The organism is Paenibacillus sp. FSL W8-0919, assembly GCF_038003785.1.
Taxonomy (GTDB): domain Bacteria; phylum Bacillota; class Bacilli; order Paenibacillales; family Paenibacillaceae; genus Paenibacillus_AQ; species Paenibacillus_AQ lactis.
In genome coordinates this window covers 3,596,084-3,611,875 of the sequence record NZ_JBBOPV010000001.1, presented here as the reverse complement: position 1 = coordinate 3,611,875, position 15,792 = coordinate 3,596,084, and the positions used below count along the sequence as shown (strand labels likewise).

Annotated in this window: 16 protein-coding genes; all 16 read right to left on the bottom strand. The window is 52.6% G+C overall.

What is annotated here, in order from left to right; translation table 11 throughout:
• Positions 1–2: 2 nt before the first annotated feature.
• The 16 genes from NST44_RS16475 to fliM all read right to left on the bottom strand — a co-directional run bounded on the left by NST44_RS16475 (position 3) and on the right by fliM (position 15,783).
• Positions 3–500, bottom strand: coding sequence for a chemotaxis protein CheD (locus tag NST44_RS16475; RefSeq protein ID WP_007128731.1), 498 nt, complete (start codon positions 498–500; stop codon positions 3–5).
• The gene (locus NST44_RS16470) at positions 493–1,119 is read right to left on the bottom strand and encodes a chemotaxis protein CheC (RefSeq protein WP_007128732.1); all 627 of its coding nucleotides are present in this window, start codon (positions 1,117–1,119) and stop codon (positions 493–495) included. Before NST44_RS16470 ends, NST44_RS16475 begins: the two co-directional genes overlap by 8 nt.
• A gap of 2 nt (positions 1,120–1,121) precedes the next feature.
• On the bottom strand, positions 1,122–1,583 hold the full coding sequence (locus tag NST44_RS16465; RefSeq protein WP_007128733.1) for a chemotaxis protein CheW: 462 nt from the start codon (positions 1,581–1,583) through the stop codon (positions 1,122–1,124).
• Positions 1,584–1,637: 54 nt separating this feature from the next.
• Positions 1,638–3,719: a chemotaxis protein CheA gene (locus NST44_RS16460; protein WP_007128734.1), complete on the bottom strand. Its 2,082-nt coding sequence runs from the start codon at positions 3,717–3,719 to the stop codon at positions 1,638–1,640.
• Positions 3,720–3,741: 22 nt separating this feature from the next.
• Complete coding sequence (locus NST44_RS16455; RefSeq protein ID WP_007128735.1) at positions 3,742–5,082, bottom strand: protein-glutamate methylesterase/protein-glutamine glutaminase; 1,341 nt, start codon at positions 5,080–5,082, stop codon at positions 3,742–3,744.
• A 160-nt stretch (positions 5,083–5,242) separates the two neighbouring features.
• Positions 5,243–6,139, bottom strand: a complete 897-nt coding sequence (locus tag NST44_RS16450) for a MinD/ParA family protein (protein ID WP_007128736.1) — start codon at positions 6,137–6,139, stop codon at positions 5,243–5,245.
• The gene (gene flhF, locus NST44_RS16445) at positions 6,136–7,566 is read right to left on the bottom strand and encodes a flagellar biosynthesis protein FlhF (RefSeq protein WP_007128737.1); all 1,431 of its coding nucleotides are present in this window, start codon (positions 7,564–7,566) and stop codon (positions 6,136–6,138) included. The genes NST44_RS16450 and flhF overlap by 4 nt, the downstream gene beginning before the upstream one ends.
• Positions 7,563–9,596 carry a flagellar biosynthesis protein FlhA gene (flhA, locus tag NST44_RS16440; protein ID WP_007128738.1) on the bottom strand — a complete coding sequence of 678 codons (2,034 nt, stop codon included), beginning with the start codon at positions 9,594–9,596 and terminating at the stop codon, positions 7,563–7,565. Before flhA ends, flhF begins: the two co-directional genes overlap by 4 nt.
• A gap of 24 nt (positions 9,597–9,620) precedes the next feature.
• Entirely contained in the window at positions 9,621–10,730 is a 1,110-nt protein-coding gene (gene flhB, locus NST44_RS16435; RefSeq protein WP_373872061.1) for a flagellar biosynthesis protein FlhB, read from the bottom strand.
• Positions 10,727–11,524, bottom strand: coding sequence for a flagellar biosynthetic protein FliR (gene fliR, locus NST44_RS16430; protein WP_028405675.1), 798 nt, complete (start codon positions 11,522–11,524; stop codon positions 10,727–10,729). Before fliR ends, flhB begins: the two co-directional genes overlap by 4 nt.
• A gap of 11 nt (positions 11,525–11,535) precedes the next feature.
• Complete coding sequence (fliQ, locus tag NST44_RS16425; protein ID WP_007128741.1) at positions 11,536–11,805, bottom strand: flagellar biosynthesis protein FliQ; 270 nt, start codon at positions 11,803–11,805, stop codon at positions 11,536–11,538.
• 41 nt (positions 11,806–11,846) lie between these two features.
• Positions 11,847–12,599: a flagellar type III secretion system pore protein FliP gene (gene fliP / locus NST44_RS16420; protein ID WP_007128742.1), complete on the bottom strand. Its 753-nt coding sequence runs from the start codon at positions 12,597–12,599 to the stop codon at positions 11,847–11,849.
• Positions 12,596–13,120 (bottom strand): flagellar biosynthetic protein FliO, encoded by a 525-nt coding sequence (locus tag NST44_RS16415; protein WP_007128743.1) that lies wholly within the window; start codon positions 13,118–13,120, stop codon positions 12,596–12,598. Before NST44_RS16415 ends, fliP begins: the two co-directional genes overlap by 4 nt.
• A gap of 12 nt (positions 13,121–13,132) precedes the next feature.
• Positions 13,133–13,498, bottom strand: a complete 366-nt coding sequence (locus NST44_RS16410) for a response regulator (RefSeq protein ID WP_007128744.1) — start codon at positions 13,496–13,498, stop codon at positions 13,133–13,135.
• Positions 13,499–13,526: 28 nt separating this feature from the next.
• The gene (gene fliY / locus NST44_RS16405; protein ID WP_007128745.1) at positions 13,527–14,795 is read right to left on the bottom strand and encodes a flagellar motor switch phosphatase FliY; all 1,269 of its coding nucleotides are present in this window, start codon (positions 14,793–14,795) and stop codon (positions 13,527–13,529) included.
• Positions 14,785–15,783, bottom strand: a complete 999-nt coding sequence (fliM, locus tag NST44_RS16400; protein WP_007128746.1) for a flagellar motor switch protein FliM — start codon at positions 15,781–15,783, stop codon at positions 14,785–14,787. The genes fliY and fliM overlap by 11 nt, the downstream gene beginning before the upstream one ends.
• Positions 15,784–15,792 lie beyond the last annotated feature (9 nt).

Genomic DNA, 15,792 nt, shown 5'->3' with positions numbered 1-15,792 from the left:
CTCTACAGTTCCTTTATGCCCTTTTGTACACTTCGCACGGTAAATTTCCCCGTCGAACAGTCCAGTTCCACGGTTCTTCCGTAATTTTCTCCAGTATCCTCCGCAATGAGGGCAATGCCCATCTGCTGGAGTCCCTCTTTGCACGATTCGACATTCCGAGGGCCGATCCGCATGGTATCGCCGGCTCCGGCAAAGGAGAACATTTGCGCGCCGCCGGCCATTTTTGCAACCAACCTGGCTTGAACGGCGCCCAGTCCCTTCATTTTGTTCAGAAGGACCGGAAGGGCCGTGTCCGCATACTTCGCCAGATTCAGCTGCCCCTCCCTGGCAATCGAGGAGGACGGAAGCATGATATGGGCCAGCCCCCCGATCTTCGCAACCGGATCATACAAGGTCAGTCCGACGCAGGAGCCAAGCCCGGTCGTGCGCAATATGCCGTTTGGACCTGCGACGTTCAGATCCGCCATGGCCACCTTCACGATGCTTTGCTCATCAATCATGCTCTAAAGGCACTCCCAAGGCTTCGAATATTTGCGCGAACGAAGGTGGATCGGGTATGAGAAAAAACTGGCCTTCCACTTCATTCTGTCCCTCTAGAAACGTCGTGTTGATCAAGAGCGCATCGTCTCCCATTTCTCCGAATTGAAGGAGTCCGTAGCTTAATATGGCGCCCGCCATGTCCATGGCCAGTCCCGGAACGGTCGGCGTCATGGATAAATTGGTAAAATCCGCAAGCGAGGAAAGATAGGAACCGGCCAGGATGTTGCCGATTTCGCACAATGCCGACAGCTCCATCTCGGAGAATTGTTCGTCCTCCGACACTTCGATGCCCGCCAGGTTCTGGAGCAGATTTTTTCCCGCTTCAGGGCTCATGATAAAGAACAGATTGCCCGGTGCGCTGCCTTCCACCCGCAGGAAGACGGCCAGCACCACTTGCTCGCTGCCGCCCACGCTTTCCGCGATTTCTTTAAAAGGAAGCAGCTGCACTTTCGGTACGGCCATATCGATGGGCTTGTCCAGCAAGCGGGACAATGCCGTTGCAGCATTCCCCGCACCGATGTTCCCCACTTCCTTCAGCACATCCATCTTGACTTCCCTGCCATACTTAAACAGCTCCACGATTAATCCTCAAGGCCTTCAAGCTGAATAATTTCGCTCTTGTTCAGCACTTCGGACAGATTCAGCATGACCAGAAGGCGCTCCTCTCCTACCCGCGCGACGCCGCGAAGATATTTCGCTTTAATCCCGCCGACAACTTCTGGCGGTGAATCGATGTCGTCGGTATTAAGGTCGATGACGTCGCTGGCGGAATCGACGATAAAGCCGACCTGCATATCGCTGACCGCAACGATGATGATCCGGGTTTGATCGGTCGGCTCCACCTCAGCCAATCCGAAGCGCCCCCGCAGATCAATAACCGGGATGACTACGCCGCGAAGGTTGATCACACCTTTTACAAAAGCGTAGGTTTTCGGTACGCGCGTAATCGGCATCATCCGTTCAATCGTTTGAACCTTATCCACCTCAATGCCGTATTCCTCAGTGCCGAGCTTAAAGACGATAACCTTGATTTCTTCTCCCATGACTGAATCCTCCTTTAAATTATGTGGCCTGCCGCTATACGAATGAAACTTGTTTTACTTAATGAACGCATTCGCATCGATAATAAGAGCAACTTGTCCGTCGCCGAGGATCGTTGCCCCGGAAATTCCTTGAATCGCCGGCAAGTATTTGCCCAGATTTTTAATAACGATTTCGCTTTGGCCGATAAAATCATCGATCGCGAGCGCGGCTAGACGATCGCCTTTTCGAATCACGACAATTTCGGTTTCTTCTTCCTGCTCATCATCGAAATCCGGCACCTCGAACACCTTGCTGAGCGAAATAATCGGTATCATCGAATCGCGGAAGTGAACCATGCGGCTGCCGTGCACATTTTTGACGTGGCCGCGTTTGATGACAGCCGTTTCCACGATGGATGACAGCGGGATCGCATATTTCTCGGAGCCCATCTTGATCAGCATGGCTGCGATGATCGACAATGTCAGCGGAAGCTGTACAGAGAAGTTGGTTCCTTTCCCAGGGGTCGAATAGATGGTCACGTTGCCGCCAAGCGAAACGATCTTGGATTTGACGACGTCAAGCCCTACTCCGCGGCCCGATACGTCGGATATTTTCTCCGCCGTGCTGAATCCCGGAGCAAAGAGCAGCTGATGCACTTCTTCATCCGACATCGACTCCGCTTCGGACTCGGTAACCACACCCTTCTTGAGCGCATTCTGCAAGATCTTCTCACGGTAAATGCCCCGGCCGTCATCCTCAATCTCAATGAATACGTTGTTGCCGCTGTGGAAGGCCCGCAGATGGACCGTTCCGGTTTCCGGCTTGCCGGCGGCTATCCGGTCCGCGACAGGCTCGATGCCATGGTCAGCCGAGTTGCGCAGCAGGTGGACCAGCGGATCGCCGATTTCGTCGATAACGGTCCGATCCAGCTCCGTATCGGCCCCGGTGATAATGAGATCGATTTTTTTATCCAGTGTTTTCGCAAGGTCCCGGACCATCCGCGGAAAGCGGTTGAAAACTGTATCCACGGGAACCATGCGCAGCTTCAGCACGATATTTTGAAGATCGCTGCTGACCCGGCTCATATGCTCGACAGTATCGGTAAGCTCCTGGTTCTGGGCCTCGCTCGCCAATTGCTCAAGCCGTACCCGGTCAATAAGCAGCTCGCTGAACAGGTTCATCAGGACGTCCAGCCGTTCAATGTCCACGCGGATCGTTCGGGACGGGTTCGCCCCGCCGCTTCGGGCCGGAGCCTTCGCTTCCTTGGCGGCTGCAGGGGTGCTCTTCGACTCGGGTGCCGAAGGTGCCGAAGCTGCCGCAGCAGGCTGCTGCGCTTCCGGCTTGACGGTTTCGAGTGCTGCCGCAGCTTGTTGTACCATTTGCTGGAGCGTTTCATGATCCAGTGAGACAACCTGGGCTGTCTCGATTTCAGAAACGCCGAGGATTTGGCTCTCAATGTCCGCGGCTTCCCGCTGTGTTATGTAGTACAACGAAAATACGCGATCGAATTCACCTTGCTCAATGTCTTGAACGTCCGGATGCGTCTTTACGATTTCTCCGGATCTTTCCAGCGCCTCGAATACCATGTAGGCCCGAACCGCTTTAAGCTGGCAATCCTCGCGCAGGGTCACTTGTATATAGAGAACCTTATGGCCTTCCGAAATGGATTGTTCAAGCACCGAATACTGAAACTCGTCCAGCGTGATTCCGGGTTGGGAAGCCGATCCTTGATCAGCGCCTTGACCCTCTCCGGTTTGCGCTTGTTGCGCCGGGTTCTCTCCCCGGACGATGGACTGAAGAGCGGCCACAATCGAAGACACATCCGATTTGCCGTCACCTCCGGACGTAATATCCTGCACCATCGATTCAAGCGCGTCCAAGCTTTTGAAGAGCGTGTCGAAGATATAATCCTGCATCGTCAGCTTTTCATTCCGAACGAGGTCCAGCACATTTTCCATCTGGTGCGTTAACGAGGCGAGATCTTCGAAGCCCATCGTTGCGGCCATGCCTTTTAACGTGTGCGCCGACCGGAAAATCACTTGCACGATTCCCAAGTCGTCCGGATTGTTTTCTAATTGCAGCATGTTTTCATTTAATGATTGCAGATGATCATTTGACTCATCAATAAACATTGTCAAATATTGATTCATGTCCATTGAGAGACACCTCCTCCTGAGTTCACTTTCTGTTATTTACAGCTTGAACCACTTTGGGTGCAAGTTCCTGCAGAGGCAACACATCATTGACGCATCCGAGTTCGACAGCCGAGCGAGGCATTCCGTATACAACACAGGTTTCCTCGCTCTCCGCAAAGGTGGATTTAACGCCCGAATCGTAAAGCTTCTTCATCATTCTCGCTCCATCGCTTCCCATGCCGGTCATCAGCACCGCATGACGCGTAAGCTCCGTCAGCGGGAGCAGCGACTCGAACAGCGTATCGACAGATGGGCGATGGCCGTTGCGCGGCTCATCCATGCTTGTAGCAATCACATATCCATTCTTCTCCGTGCGTCTTACCCGGATATGGCTTCCCCCTGGAGCGATATAAGCTTTCCCCGGCTCCAAAGGCATTCCGTCGGCTGCTTCCAGCACCTCCAGCCTGCTAAATGAATTCAGGCGCTGTGCAAGAGATTTCGTAAACTTGGGCGGCATATGCTGCACGATAACGATCGGAGCATGAAAGCCGCTTGGAATCCCCTCCAGAAAAGCCTTCAGCGCCCGAGGCCCCCCAGTGGAGCAGCCCACCGCTACGAGATCCGTAATCGCCGCCAAGGATGACGGACCGTTGTCTGTAGGCCGGCTGTCAGCTCCGGCTGAAGACGGCTTTGGGGACTCCGGCTTCCTTCTTTTCTCCGGAGCGGCGGGCTTCCGGCGTAAAGGATCCGTGCCCGGAAGCACTTCCCGAATCCTCCGTTTCTCCTCGCCGACCGAAGGCGGTTCCTGACGTGCAAGGACCTCAGCAGCATTTGCCCGAATATGACCGGCCTGAGGCAGTTCCTTCGCACTCGGCTTCTTATCCGCCAGCTTGCCGAGAGGCTTGGAAGCTCGGGAAGAGGAGGTTTGACGCTGTGCAGCTTGCCGCGCCCTCTCTTCCTCCTCCCACAAGGCTCTGCGCTGCTTGGCCTGCATCGCCGCATGCAGCTGCTTCATCAGCTCTTGCCCGACCTGCTCGATCCCGAGCGCATTCGTAATGGAAGGCTTTCGTATAAAATCAAATGCGCCGGCCTCTAGGGCCAGAATCGTTTCCTTCATCCCCTCTTCATTCAAGCCGGACAGCATGATCACCGGACGAGGCCCTAACTCCATAATAAATTTCAGAGCGTCCAATCCGTTCATCTCCGGCATTTCCACGTCCAGGGTAACCGCATCCGGGTTCAATTCCTTCACTTTCCGGATGGCCTCTTGCCCGTTCTCAGCCGTTCCGACCACTTGAAAAAGTGCGTCTCGCTCGATGAAATCCGAGAATATTTTCCTCATAAATGCGGAATCGTCCACAACAAGCACACGAAAGGGCTCCACTATCAGTCCACCTCAGTTTCCAATTATCCAAGTAAGGATGATGCAAAAATCCAAAGAGCGACTATCAGTCAGCAATATATAGAGCGAAACGGTTGAATTCGTCTTTATATTGTACTCGGGAGCGGCTTGAATCAAATTTTGCAAAATCCTGAAGTAAGAATCACTTTGTCCGTTTGAGCAGGCGATGCATAAATCCCTTGATTCCTTTCGGGGCATCCGGCTCTGCAGGGACAGGAGATGCCATGCTGCGAAGAGCGATCCGTCTGACGTCGCTTGCAGCATCGCACTTCGGGAACGCTACCGTGAATGGAACCTGCCGCTTGACCGCCTGCCCGACATGCGGATCATCCGCGATCGAGCCCAGCAGCTGCATGTCCAAATCCAGAAAGCGGCGGGCCGTTAACATGATTTTATCCGCTGCTTCACGAGCCTCCCGTTCATCGCCGGCCCGATTGACGATCAGGCTGAGCGGGACTCTAGACCCGGTCCCATGCACGACTTTGATGAGAGCGTACGCATCCGTGATGGAAGTCGGCTCGGGCGTCGTTACGACGTAACAATGATCGGCCGAGGTAATGAACCGCATGTTTTCTTTTGACAAGCCTGCGCCTGTATCAAAAATGATGTAATCCATGTCGGACGATATGCGCTCAAGCTGATCGAGAAAATAATTCATGTCCGAATCGGAGAGAGAAAACAGGTCGGCAAGTCCGGATCCCCCCGCAATAAAGGCAAGCTGCTCGGGCCCATACTGGATCACGTCCTCCATGCTCTTCTCCCGCCGCAGCAAATGATAAAGGCTGTAACGGGACGACACGCCCATTAGCACATCGATATTGGCCATTCCGATATCGGCGTCAAACACCAGCACTTTTTTGCCCATCGATTGCAGCGCAAGCGCAAAGTTCAGCGAGAAATTGGATTTCCCGACACCGCCCTTGCCGCTCGTGACCGTTATGATCTTGGCGCTTCCGGCTGAGGTCTTAGGAGACATTCCCACGTTCTCGCTCCGCTGCGCAGATACGAGCTGTCTGAGTGAATGGGCTTGATCCGTCATGACCGCGTATCTCCCAGCAGCAAATCGCACAGCTGCTCGCTATTGGCCAAAAGCAGGTCGTCCGGTACATTTTGACCATTGGTCATGTAAGACAAGCGCAGGTTGTGCGCATGGAGCAGATTGAAGATCGGACCGAAGCTTCCGGTCTCATCCATCTTGGTGAATATGACTTTATCGAGTGCATATTTGCTGAAATGATCCGCGATTTCAATCATATCCCCGCTCTTGGACGTAAGGCTGAGAACAAGGTAGGTTTCGCTGTGCTCCGAATGGGAAAAGAGGCTTTGCAATTCGGAGACGAGCAGCTCGTTCCGATAATTCCGGCCGGCTGTATCCATTAAGATCAGATCACAGTCTTGAAGCGTTTGAAGCGCCCGCTGCATATCCCCTGGCGACTGGACCACCTCCATAGGGACATTCAAAATCGAGGCATAAGTCCGAAGCTGCTCTACCGCCGATATCCGGTACGTATCCGAGGTTATAAAGCCCACCTTGCGGTGATATCTGAACAGCTGCTCTGCAGCGATTTTGGCGATCGTTGTCGTCTTGCCGACACCCGTCGGCCCGGCGATGTATACGATCCGCGTGTCAGGTTGAATGCCCCCGCCGATGCGCTCATCAATAAAAGCCTTCGCCTGCTCGCGCATAATCGCCTGCAGCTGCTCGCTTCCAAGCTGCATCCCGCTCTCCCGCAGCGCTTCTTCAGCAACCTCAAGCCACTGCTCGCTGAGCCTCGCGGAAACGTCCTGTCTAAGCAGGCGATCCCTTATCGATTCCAGCGGCTCCGGCAGCTGTCTGGCTTCAAGATTGTGCCTGGACAGCTTGGCGATCCATTCCTTCATTTCCTTCAGTTCCTCGAGCACTCGCTGCTCTGATTCACTGATGCCCAGCCGGGAGCTCAAGGGCTCAACCGGAGGATCGTGCAATTTGCCTTGCGCTGCAGCTGCTGCCTTCGGGCTCGGGTAAGCGGCTTCGGCCGAAGCCGTTCCCGTCTGTATCGGTGGCGGGCTGTCCTCCCGGACCTCCTGCGCCTCCCCGGCTGCTGCGGCTTGGCTCATAATCTCGGCAAAGCGGACATAATCCGCTTCTTGTGCACCATCCTTCGGCTTCACCGCTTCCTGGACAGGAGCCTTTGACAAATCGGCTGCCGTCGGATTCGCGATTTCCGCTGCTCGCTGGTATGCCTTCGGTACGGCTGCCTTCGGCACTGCCGCAGGCGGCTTCGGCTTGGCTTTGACGGAGGATTTCGATTTCTCCTCCTGCTCAACCGCGGCGATAACCTCGATCTTCTTTCGGGAGAACATCCCTAGAAAGCCGCCTACCTTAATATCCTTCGTGCTCAATATGACCGCATCCGTACCCAAATCCGATCGGATCTGCGCCATCGCTTCCGGCATCGTGTCGACGATATACCTTTTTACTCTCATAAGTTCACCACTCCGACACTTTGAATTTCGACGTTCGGCTCAAGCTCGCTGTAGGATAGAACCGGAATATCCTGCATCCCGCGTTCAATCACCTGCCGCAAATACATGCGGATGGCCGGAGAGGTAAGCAGCACCGGCTGTTGTCCCATCTGGATAATCCGATTCACTTGCTCGCTCAGCTTCTGGAATACATTCTGCGTAGACACCGGGTCCATCGCCAAGTACGTCCCCTGTTCGCTCTGCTGCACGCTCTCCGCGATTTTCTTCTCAAGCTGCGGTCCGACGGTGATCACCTTCATGGCCTCTCCGTCTTGAGCAAACTGCTGTGTGATTTGCCTGGAGAGCGCTTGTCTTACATACTCTGTCAGCACATCCGGGTCCTTCGAATAATGCCCGTAATCCGCAAGGGTCTCCAGAATCGTAACCATGTCGCGAATGGAGATTTTCTCCCGAAGCAGCTTGGCGAGCACCTTCTGTACCTCCCCGATCGTCAGCACGGAAGGGATCAGCTCGTCGACAAGCACCGGATAGCTTTCCTTGATGTTGTCGACCAGCGCTTTTGTCTCCTGGCGCCCCAGCAGCTCATGAGCGTGCCGCTTGATCAGCTCTGTCAAATGCGTAGCTACGACGGAAGGCGGATCCACGACGGTATATCCCGCCAGATCGGCCCGTTCTTTCGTCGCCTCGTCAATCCAGAGGGCCGGCAGCCCGAATGCGGGCTCCGTCGTTTCGATTCCCGTAACGGAATCGTCCTCGTAGCCGGGACTCATGGCGAGGTAATGATTTAGTAGTAATTCCCCGCCGCCGACAGCATTCCCTTTTATTTTTATGACATATTCATTCGGTTTAAGTTGAATATTGTCGCGGATTCGGATCACCGGCACGACCAGTCCAAGTTCAAGCGCGCATTGTCTCCGGATCATAATAATCCGATCCAGCAAGTCTCCGCCCTGCTGGGTATCCGCAAGCGGGATCAAGCCGTATCCAAACTCGAATTCGATCGGATCCACCTGCAGCAGGTTGATGACACTTTCCGGACTGCGAACCTCTTCGATCTGCTGCTCCTCCTCCATCTGCTCCACCTCGACCTGCTTGCGGTCCAGATTGTTCTGCATTCTCCTTGCTGCTATAAACAGAACAAGCGCGATGGGCGCTGTCGTTATAAAATGAATCGGAGTAAACAATCCCAGCAGCAATACGGTGCCTGATACGATATACAGCAAGCGTGGATAGGAAAACAGCTGACCTGTCAGATCCTCGGCCAGATTTCCTTCGGAGGAAGCTCTGGTGACGATAAGACCTGCCGATGTCGATATGAGAAGCGCCGGAATCTGGCTGACCAGTCCATCCCCGATCGTCAGGATCGAGTACGTGCTCATCGCTTCGGGAAACGACATGCCATGAATCGAGATCCCGATAATAAATCCGCCGATCAGGTTGATCAGCAGGATGATGATCGAAGCGATGGCATCCCCTTTTACGAACTTGCTGGCACCGTCCATCGCACCGTAAAAGTCGGCCTCCCGCTCGATTTTCCGTCTGCGCTCCCGAGCTTGCTGTTCGTTGATTAGGCCTGCATTCAAATCGGCATCAATGCTCATCTGCTTACCGGGCATGGCGTCCAGCGTAAATCGTGCGGCAACCTCAGCCACGCGCTCGGAGCCTTTCGTTATGACGATAAACTGAACCACGATCAAAATTAAAAAGACGATGAACCCGACCGCGATTTCGCCATTGGCAATCCAGCTGCCGAAGGTAGCGACAACCTCACCCGCATTGGCTTCGGACAAAATCAGCTTGGTTGTCGATATGTTCAGCGCAACCCGAAACAAGGTCGTGATGAGAAGCAGGGAAGGAAATATCGAAAAGTCCAGCGCTTCTTTCGTGTTCATGGCCACCAGCAGGATGATCAGTGCCACCGATATATTGATGATAAGCAGTAAATCCAGCAGCCAGATCGGGATCGGAAGAATCATCATAAGTACGATGCCAATGACACCCGCAAGGACAGATAGATCTTTTATTTTCACTGCACTTAGGCCTCCGGTCCCTAATTATTTCGCTTTACCTTTAAGTTTATATACATAGGCCAGCACTTCCGCTACGGCCTGGAACAGGTCTCCGGGAATGGAATCCCCGATCTCGGACCGTTGGTACAACGCTCGTGCCAGCGGCTTGTTTTCCATCGTTATAATGCCGTGTTCCTTGGCAATTTCCTTAATGCGCAGGGCCATATAGTCCTGGCCTTTCGCGATGATCTGCGGAGCTTCCATAGTAGAACCGTCATATTTGAGCGCAACCGCAAAGTGGGTCGGGTTCGTAATAATGACGTCTGCGTTCGGTACTTCCTGCATCATTCGTTGCAGCGCCATCCGGCGCTGGCGTTCCCTGATTTTTCCTTTGATCAGCGGATCGCCTTCCATTTTCTTAAACTCATCCTTAATGTCCTGCTTTGACATGCGGATGTTTTTTTCGTATTCGTACTTCTGGTACAAATAGTCCAGGACGGACAGGATCAGCAGGCCAGCCCCGATCTTAAAGCCAAGCGACATCGTAACATTCGCTACAAATTGAAAAATAGTATCCGGACTCTTCGTCGACAAGGAGGAGAATTCCCCTCTGGCTCCCCAAAGAGTGGTGTATACGAGGTAGCCAATGATCGTTAATTTAAATATGGATTTAAAAAATTCGATCAAGGACCTCATGGAAAAAATATTTTTAAATCCTTTGATCGGATCGATCTTGCTGAGCTTCATTTTCAAGGGCTCTCCCGTCAGGAGAAAACCGACCTGAATATAATTTACGACCAGCGAGATCACAAACACAGCAACAAACAGCGGTGCGAGCAGCAGCAATATTTGAATGGCATTCTCGCCCAAGAGCTGCATGACATTCTCATTCGTTACGTCCATGGAGAGCCGGTTAAGGTATACGTCCGTAAACAGCCGGACCGTATGGTCTCTCATGTAACCGCCGAACATCAGCATGCACAGGAAAGCGGATAGTAACACCGAGGCGCCCGATACTTCCATACTTTTGGCCACTTGACCCTTTTTACGCGTATCCTGGCGTTTCTTCGGCGTCGCTTTTTCCGTCTTCTCCCCAGCAAACAGCTGCAAATCCACCGGATAACGGTAGGGGGATCGGTTCCGCATCCTCTTCATCCTCCTTGCGCCGTTCCCTCGTGTAAGACGCCGAGCAGCTGCCGGAGCGCCTCGAACATTTGGGCGAACAAATGATCAAATAATGACACAAGTCCCGGCATAAGCAGCATCAGCAGCACTAACCCGACCAGAATCTTAAGAATAATGCCGATGACAAATACGTTGAACTGCGGTGCCGTTCTCGCCAAGAAGCCGAGGCCGACATCGGTCAGAAACAAGGCCGCCACAAGCGGAGCCGCCATTTGAAGGGCAAGCACGAACGAGTGGGCAAAGGTTCTGACAAGAATATCCGTAACGCTGCCGTCTAGAATCTTTGAAAATACGTTGCCCGTTATAGGCACCCAATCATAGCTGTACATAATGGCATCGAGCAGATAATGATGGCCGTTCATGCCAAGGAATACGAGCAATGCGAGATAGTACTTAAAGTTGCCGATCAGCGGCATGGATGCGCCCGTAAACGGATCGATGACGTTGGCCATGCTAAAGCCGATCTGGATATCGATCAGCGCGCCGGCCGTTTGGACGACGGCCATGATCAGATAGGCGGTGAAGCCGAGCAGCAGTCCTACCAGCACTTCCTGGACAATCAGCAGAGCATAGGATAGATCCTGCGGCACCGTTTCTCCTATTCCGAACGTAAGATAAACGATGACTGTAAGCAGAAAGGAAAACCCGATTTTAAATGAAGTCGGGATGCCCCGCGATGTAAATACGGGAGCTATTACAAAAAAAGATGTTATTCGACAAAAAACAAGCATAAAGACAGGTATACTTTGCTGCAACCATTCCATGGACACTCAGCCTATCCGATATATTTGTAGAGATTGTCCAAAATTCCGTGGGTGAAATCCACCAACGTTGTCAATATCCAAGGACCGAACAGCAGGAGCGCGATAAGAACAATTATGATCTTTGGAACGAATGCCAGCGTCTGCTCCTGTATCTGCGTCGTCGCTTGGAAAATACTTATGATAAGTCCCACTACCAGAGCGAGAACCAGCATGGGCGCGCTCACTTGAAGCACAATGTAAACGGCCTGCCCTGCAAGGCCGATAATAAATTCAGAGCTCACGGCGAGTCCCCCTGTATTCGAATTACTTGCCGTTTCAAACGTTACGGATTAAAGCTCATCAGCATGGATTTGACCACCAGATACCAGCCGTCCACAAGGACAAAGAGCAATATTTTGAACGGCAGCGAGATCATGACCGGCGGAAGCATCATCATCCCCATCGCCATCAGAACGCTGGCAACGACAATATCGATGACCAGAAACGGAATGAAGATCATAAAGCCCATCTGAAAGCCTGTCTTCAGCTCACTGATGGCAAAGGCCGGCACCATGACGGTCAACGGGATGTCCTCGTACGACTCCGGCTTCTCTGTTCCCGTGTAATTCATGAACAGCAGCAGATCCTTCTCCCGCGTATGGGAGAACATGAATTTCTTGATCGGATCCTGGGCCTTCTGCAGCGCCTCGGTTTGGCTGATTTCACCCTTGAGATACGGCTGCAGCGCAACCTCGTTCATGGTTGAAAACGTCGGAGCCATAACGAACAAGGTAAGGAAGAGGGCTAACCCGATCAACACTTGGTTCGGCGGAGTTTGCTGTGTTCCAAGAGATGTGCGGACAAACCCGAGTACAATGACGATCCGCGTAAAGCTTGTCATCAGCACGAGCAAGGCCGGTGCAATGCTAAGAACGGTAATCAGGAGGATCAAGGACAACGAGCTTGTCCCCGGAGTCTCCCCTTCCCCGCCGATTTGAATATCGATGTTCGGAATCGGATCTGCAAATGCCGTACGGGATAGCAGCATCCCGGCCAGCATAAACATCGTGATAGCAATCGTAATCTTTTTATTCATGAATCCTTATGATCCTCCCGCAGCAATTCTTCGACCTTTTGTTTCCGGTTCGGTACGCTGCGCAGTTTAGATTCGAACACCTCGTGAAAAGAGGAGCTGTCATCCCATTCGATTTCTTCCGGTTGCTTGTTTTTACGGAGTTTTGCCGCCAATTTGCTTACAAAAGGCGGCAGCGCCCCGCTGTACATTCCTGAATCCTGTTCAAATGCCGCCTGAATCAGCGCGACCTCCGCGGGATCGGAAATTTTGTCCAAGAGCCGAACGTCTTCGCCAACCCCGATCACATAGATGTTGCCCCCGATTTCAACGAGCTGAAGGGATTTGTTAGGGCCCATCCCAACCGCACCGAGCGTACGAATGGAGCGGCCCTGCATCCAGCTCTGATTCTTTTTGCCTAAGAAGCGAATCAGGAGAACGATCAATGCGATGATGATGGCAAGAACGACAAAGACATAAAATAACTGTAAATAATATCCGCCAGTACCACCTGTGCCGATTTCATCGGAAGCCGCCATCATCATAAGAAACAATCCTTATACGCCAAGCGTTTTGTTGATGGCTTCAATGACGCGGTCCGATTGGAACGGCTTAACGATAAAGTCCTTCGCTCCGGCTTGGATGGCATCGATAACCATCGCTTGTTGACCCATCGCGGAACACATGATGACTTTTGCGTTAGGATCAATCTTTTTAATTTCCTTGAGCGCAGCGATCCCATCCATTTCAGGCATCGTAATATCCATCGTAATCAGATCCGGACGAAGCTCTTTAAATTTCTCGATCGCCTGCGAGCCGTCCTGAGCCTCGCCTACAACCTCGAATCCGTTCTTGACCAGAATGTCACGGATCATCATTCTCATAAATGCAGCGTCGTCCACAATCAGAATTCGGTTAGCCATTGATAAAAATCCTCCCTAAATGTTTGTGCTATTGTAATTTTTGAATTCGGTCCCATTGGCTCACGATATCCGTCACACGTACGCCAAAGTTCTCATCGATGACGACAACCTCGCCTTTGGCAATCAGCTTATGATTGACCAGGATGTCTACCGGTTCACCCGCCAGCTTGTCCAGCTCGATAATCGAACCTTGGGACATTTCCAGGATATCCTTAATTTGCTTCTGAGTCCTTCCTAATTCTACGGTGACCTTAAGAGGAATGTCCATCAGCAAGTTCAGATTGTTTTCATCCACCTGCGGGTAAGGCGCCGATTGAAAATTGGCGAACTGCACCGGCTGCACGTTCACATTCCGGCCGTGCATGCCGCCGTAATGCTGCGGCCCCGTCTGCGGAGGCATTTGCGGCTGTCCATACGGCATCGCATTCGGAGCCTGTCCTCCTTGGGGTTGCATGGCCGCATTGTAACCATAATGAGCTTCTTCTTGCGCATTCCCTGCATCCTGTGCATAAGCGGGCGGCTGGGTAGGCTGAGCTGCCGGTTCTTGCGCCGGAGCCGGGGCCGGTGTCTCTACCGCCGCTGCAGTCTCTTGTTTCACAGGCTGAGGCTCATCCGTGCCGTTAATCAGCATGCGAACCATGTCTTTGGAAAATTGAACAGGGAGCAGCTGCATGATGGTCGAATCAATCAAGTCGCCGATAATCAGACGGAACGAAATTTTGATCAAGGTTTCGTCCTGCGGCAGATTGTTGACGCCTTCTCCGCTCACCATGTTCAAAATATCGATGCCCGGCGGCGAAATATTGACAAACCGGTTGAATATCGTGGACATGCTCGTTGCGGAAGAGCCCATCATCTGGTTCATCGCTTCCTGGACGGCACTGATATGGATTTCGTTTAACTCCCCTTCTTCGGGGTTGCCTTCTCCGCCCAGCATCAAGTCTGCGATCACCTGGGCGTCGCGAGTCTTGATCACGAGAGAGTTGATGCCTTCGAAGCCGTCGACATACGTAACATGAACGGCAACATGCGGCTTTGGAAACTCCTCCTCGAACTGGCTTCGCTTGATGATGGACACTCTCGGCGTCGTAATATCTACTTTCTTGCCGAGGAGCGTGGATAAGGCCGTAGCGGCGCTGCCAAAGGTAATGTTACCGATCTCCCCTAGCGCATCCTGCTCCAGAGGCGTCAATACATCATCTACGGTAGCCGCCGAAGAAGAAGGATCCGATGCCATTTCCGACTGCTTCAGCAAGGCGTCGATTTCTTCCTGGGATAAATAATCTTTACTCGTCAAGTTCTTCAGCTCCTTCGATGACAATTTCATCGATTTGTACAGCAACCCGGTCTTTTACCGTTCCGGGACTGCCAATAAACTTCAGTCTGTCGCCGACCTTGATGGATAACCCGTCATGCACCGGCTTGTTCAGTGAAATAACGTCCCCGACCGAGAGTCCTAAAAATTCGGAGACGGTCAGCTGTGAAACGCCAAGCTCGGCAACGATCGGAAGCTGAGCTTTGCTTACCCGCTGCTTAAGCGCGTCCACTTCCTCGGGGATTCTGGCTTTTTTCTCAGAGATGAACCACTGATGCGCGGACAGCTTGGACATGATCGGTTCCAGCACGACATGGGGAATACAGAGATTGATCATTCCCGTGGTATCGCCGATTTTAGTGCTCAGCGAGATCAGCGCAATGGTTTCGTTCGGGGAAACGATCTGCATAAACTGAGGATTCGTTTCCAGCGCCTCAAGCCGCGGAGAAATATCCAGCACCGTTTTCCAGGCCTCCTTGAGGCTGTCGAAAGCCCGGCTGAAAATCCGTTCCATGATAATGGTCTCGATTTCGGTCATCGAGTTGATCGTGGACGGCGCGACCCCGGTTCCTCCCAGCAGGCGGTCCAGCATCGCATAGGCGATGTTTGGATGAACCTCAAGCACCATTCGCCCTTCGAGCGGCTCAGCTTCAAAAATGTTGAGCACCGTCATTTTCGGTATGGAACGTATGAATTCATCGTATGGGAGCTGTTCAACCTGCACCACATTGATTTGCACAAAAGTACGCAGCTGTGCCGAGAAATATGTTGTAAGATAACGTGCGAAATTTTCATGGATACGTGTCAAGCTGCGAATATGGTCCTTTGAGAAGCGAAGCGCTCTTTTGAAATCATAAGAACGAATCTTCTTCTGCGTTTCCTCTTTCTTCAGCTCCTCCGCATCCATCTCACCGGAAGAGAGCGCGGCCAATAGGGCGTCGATCTCATTCTGCGATAATACATCAACCATCTACTCACC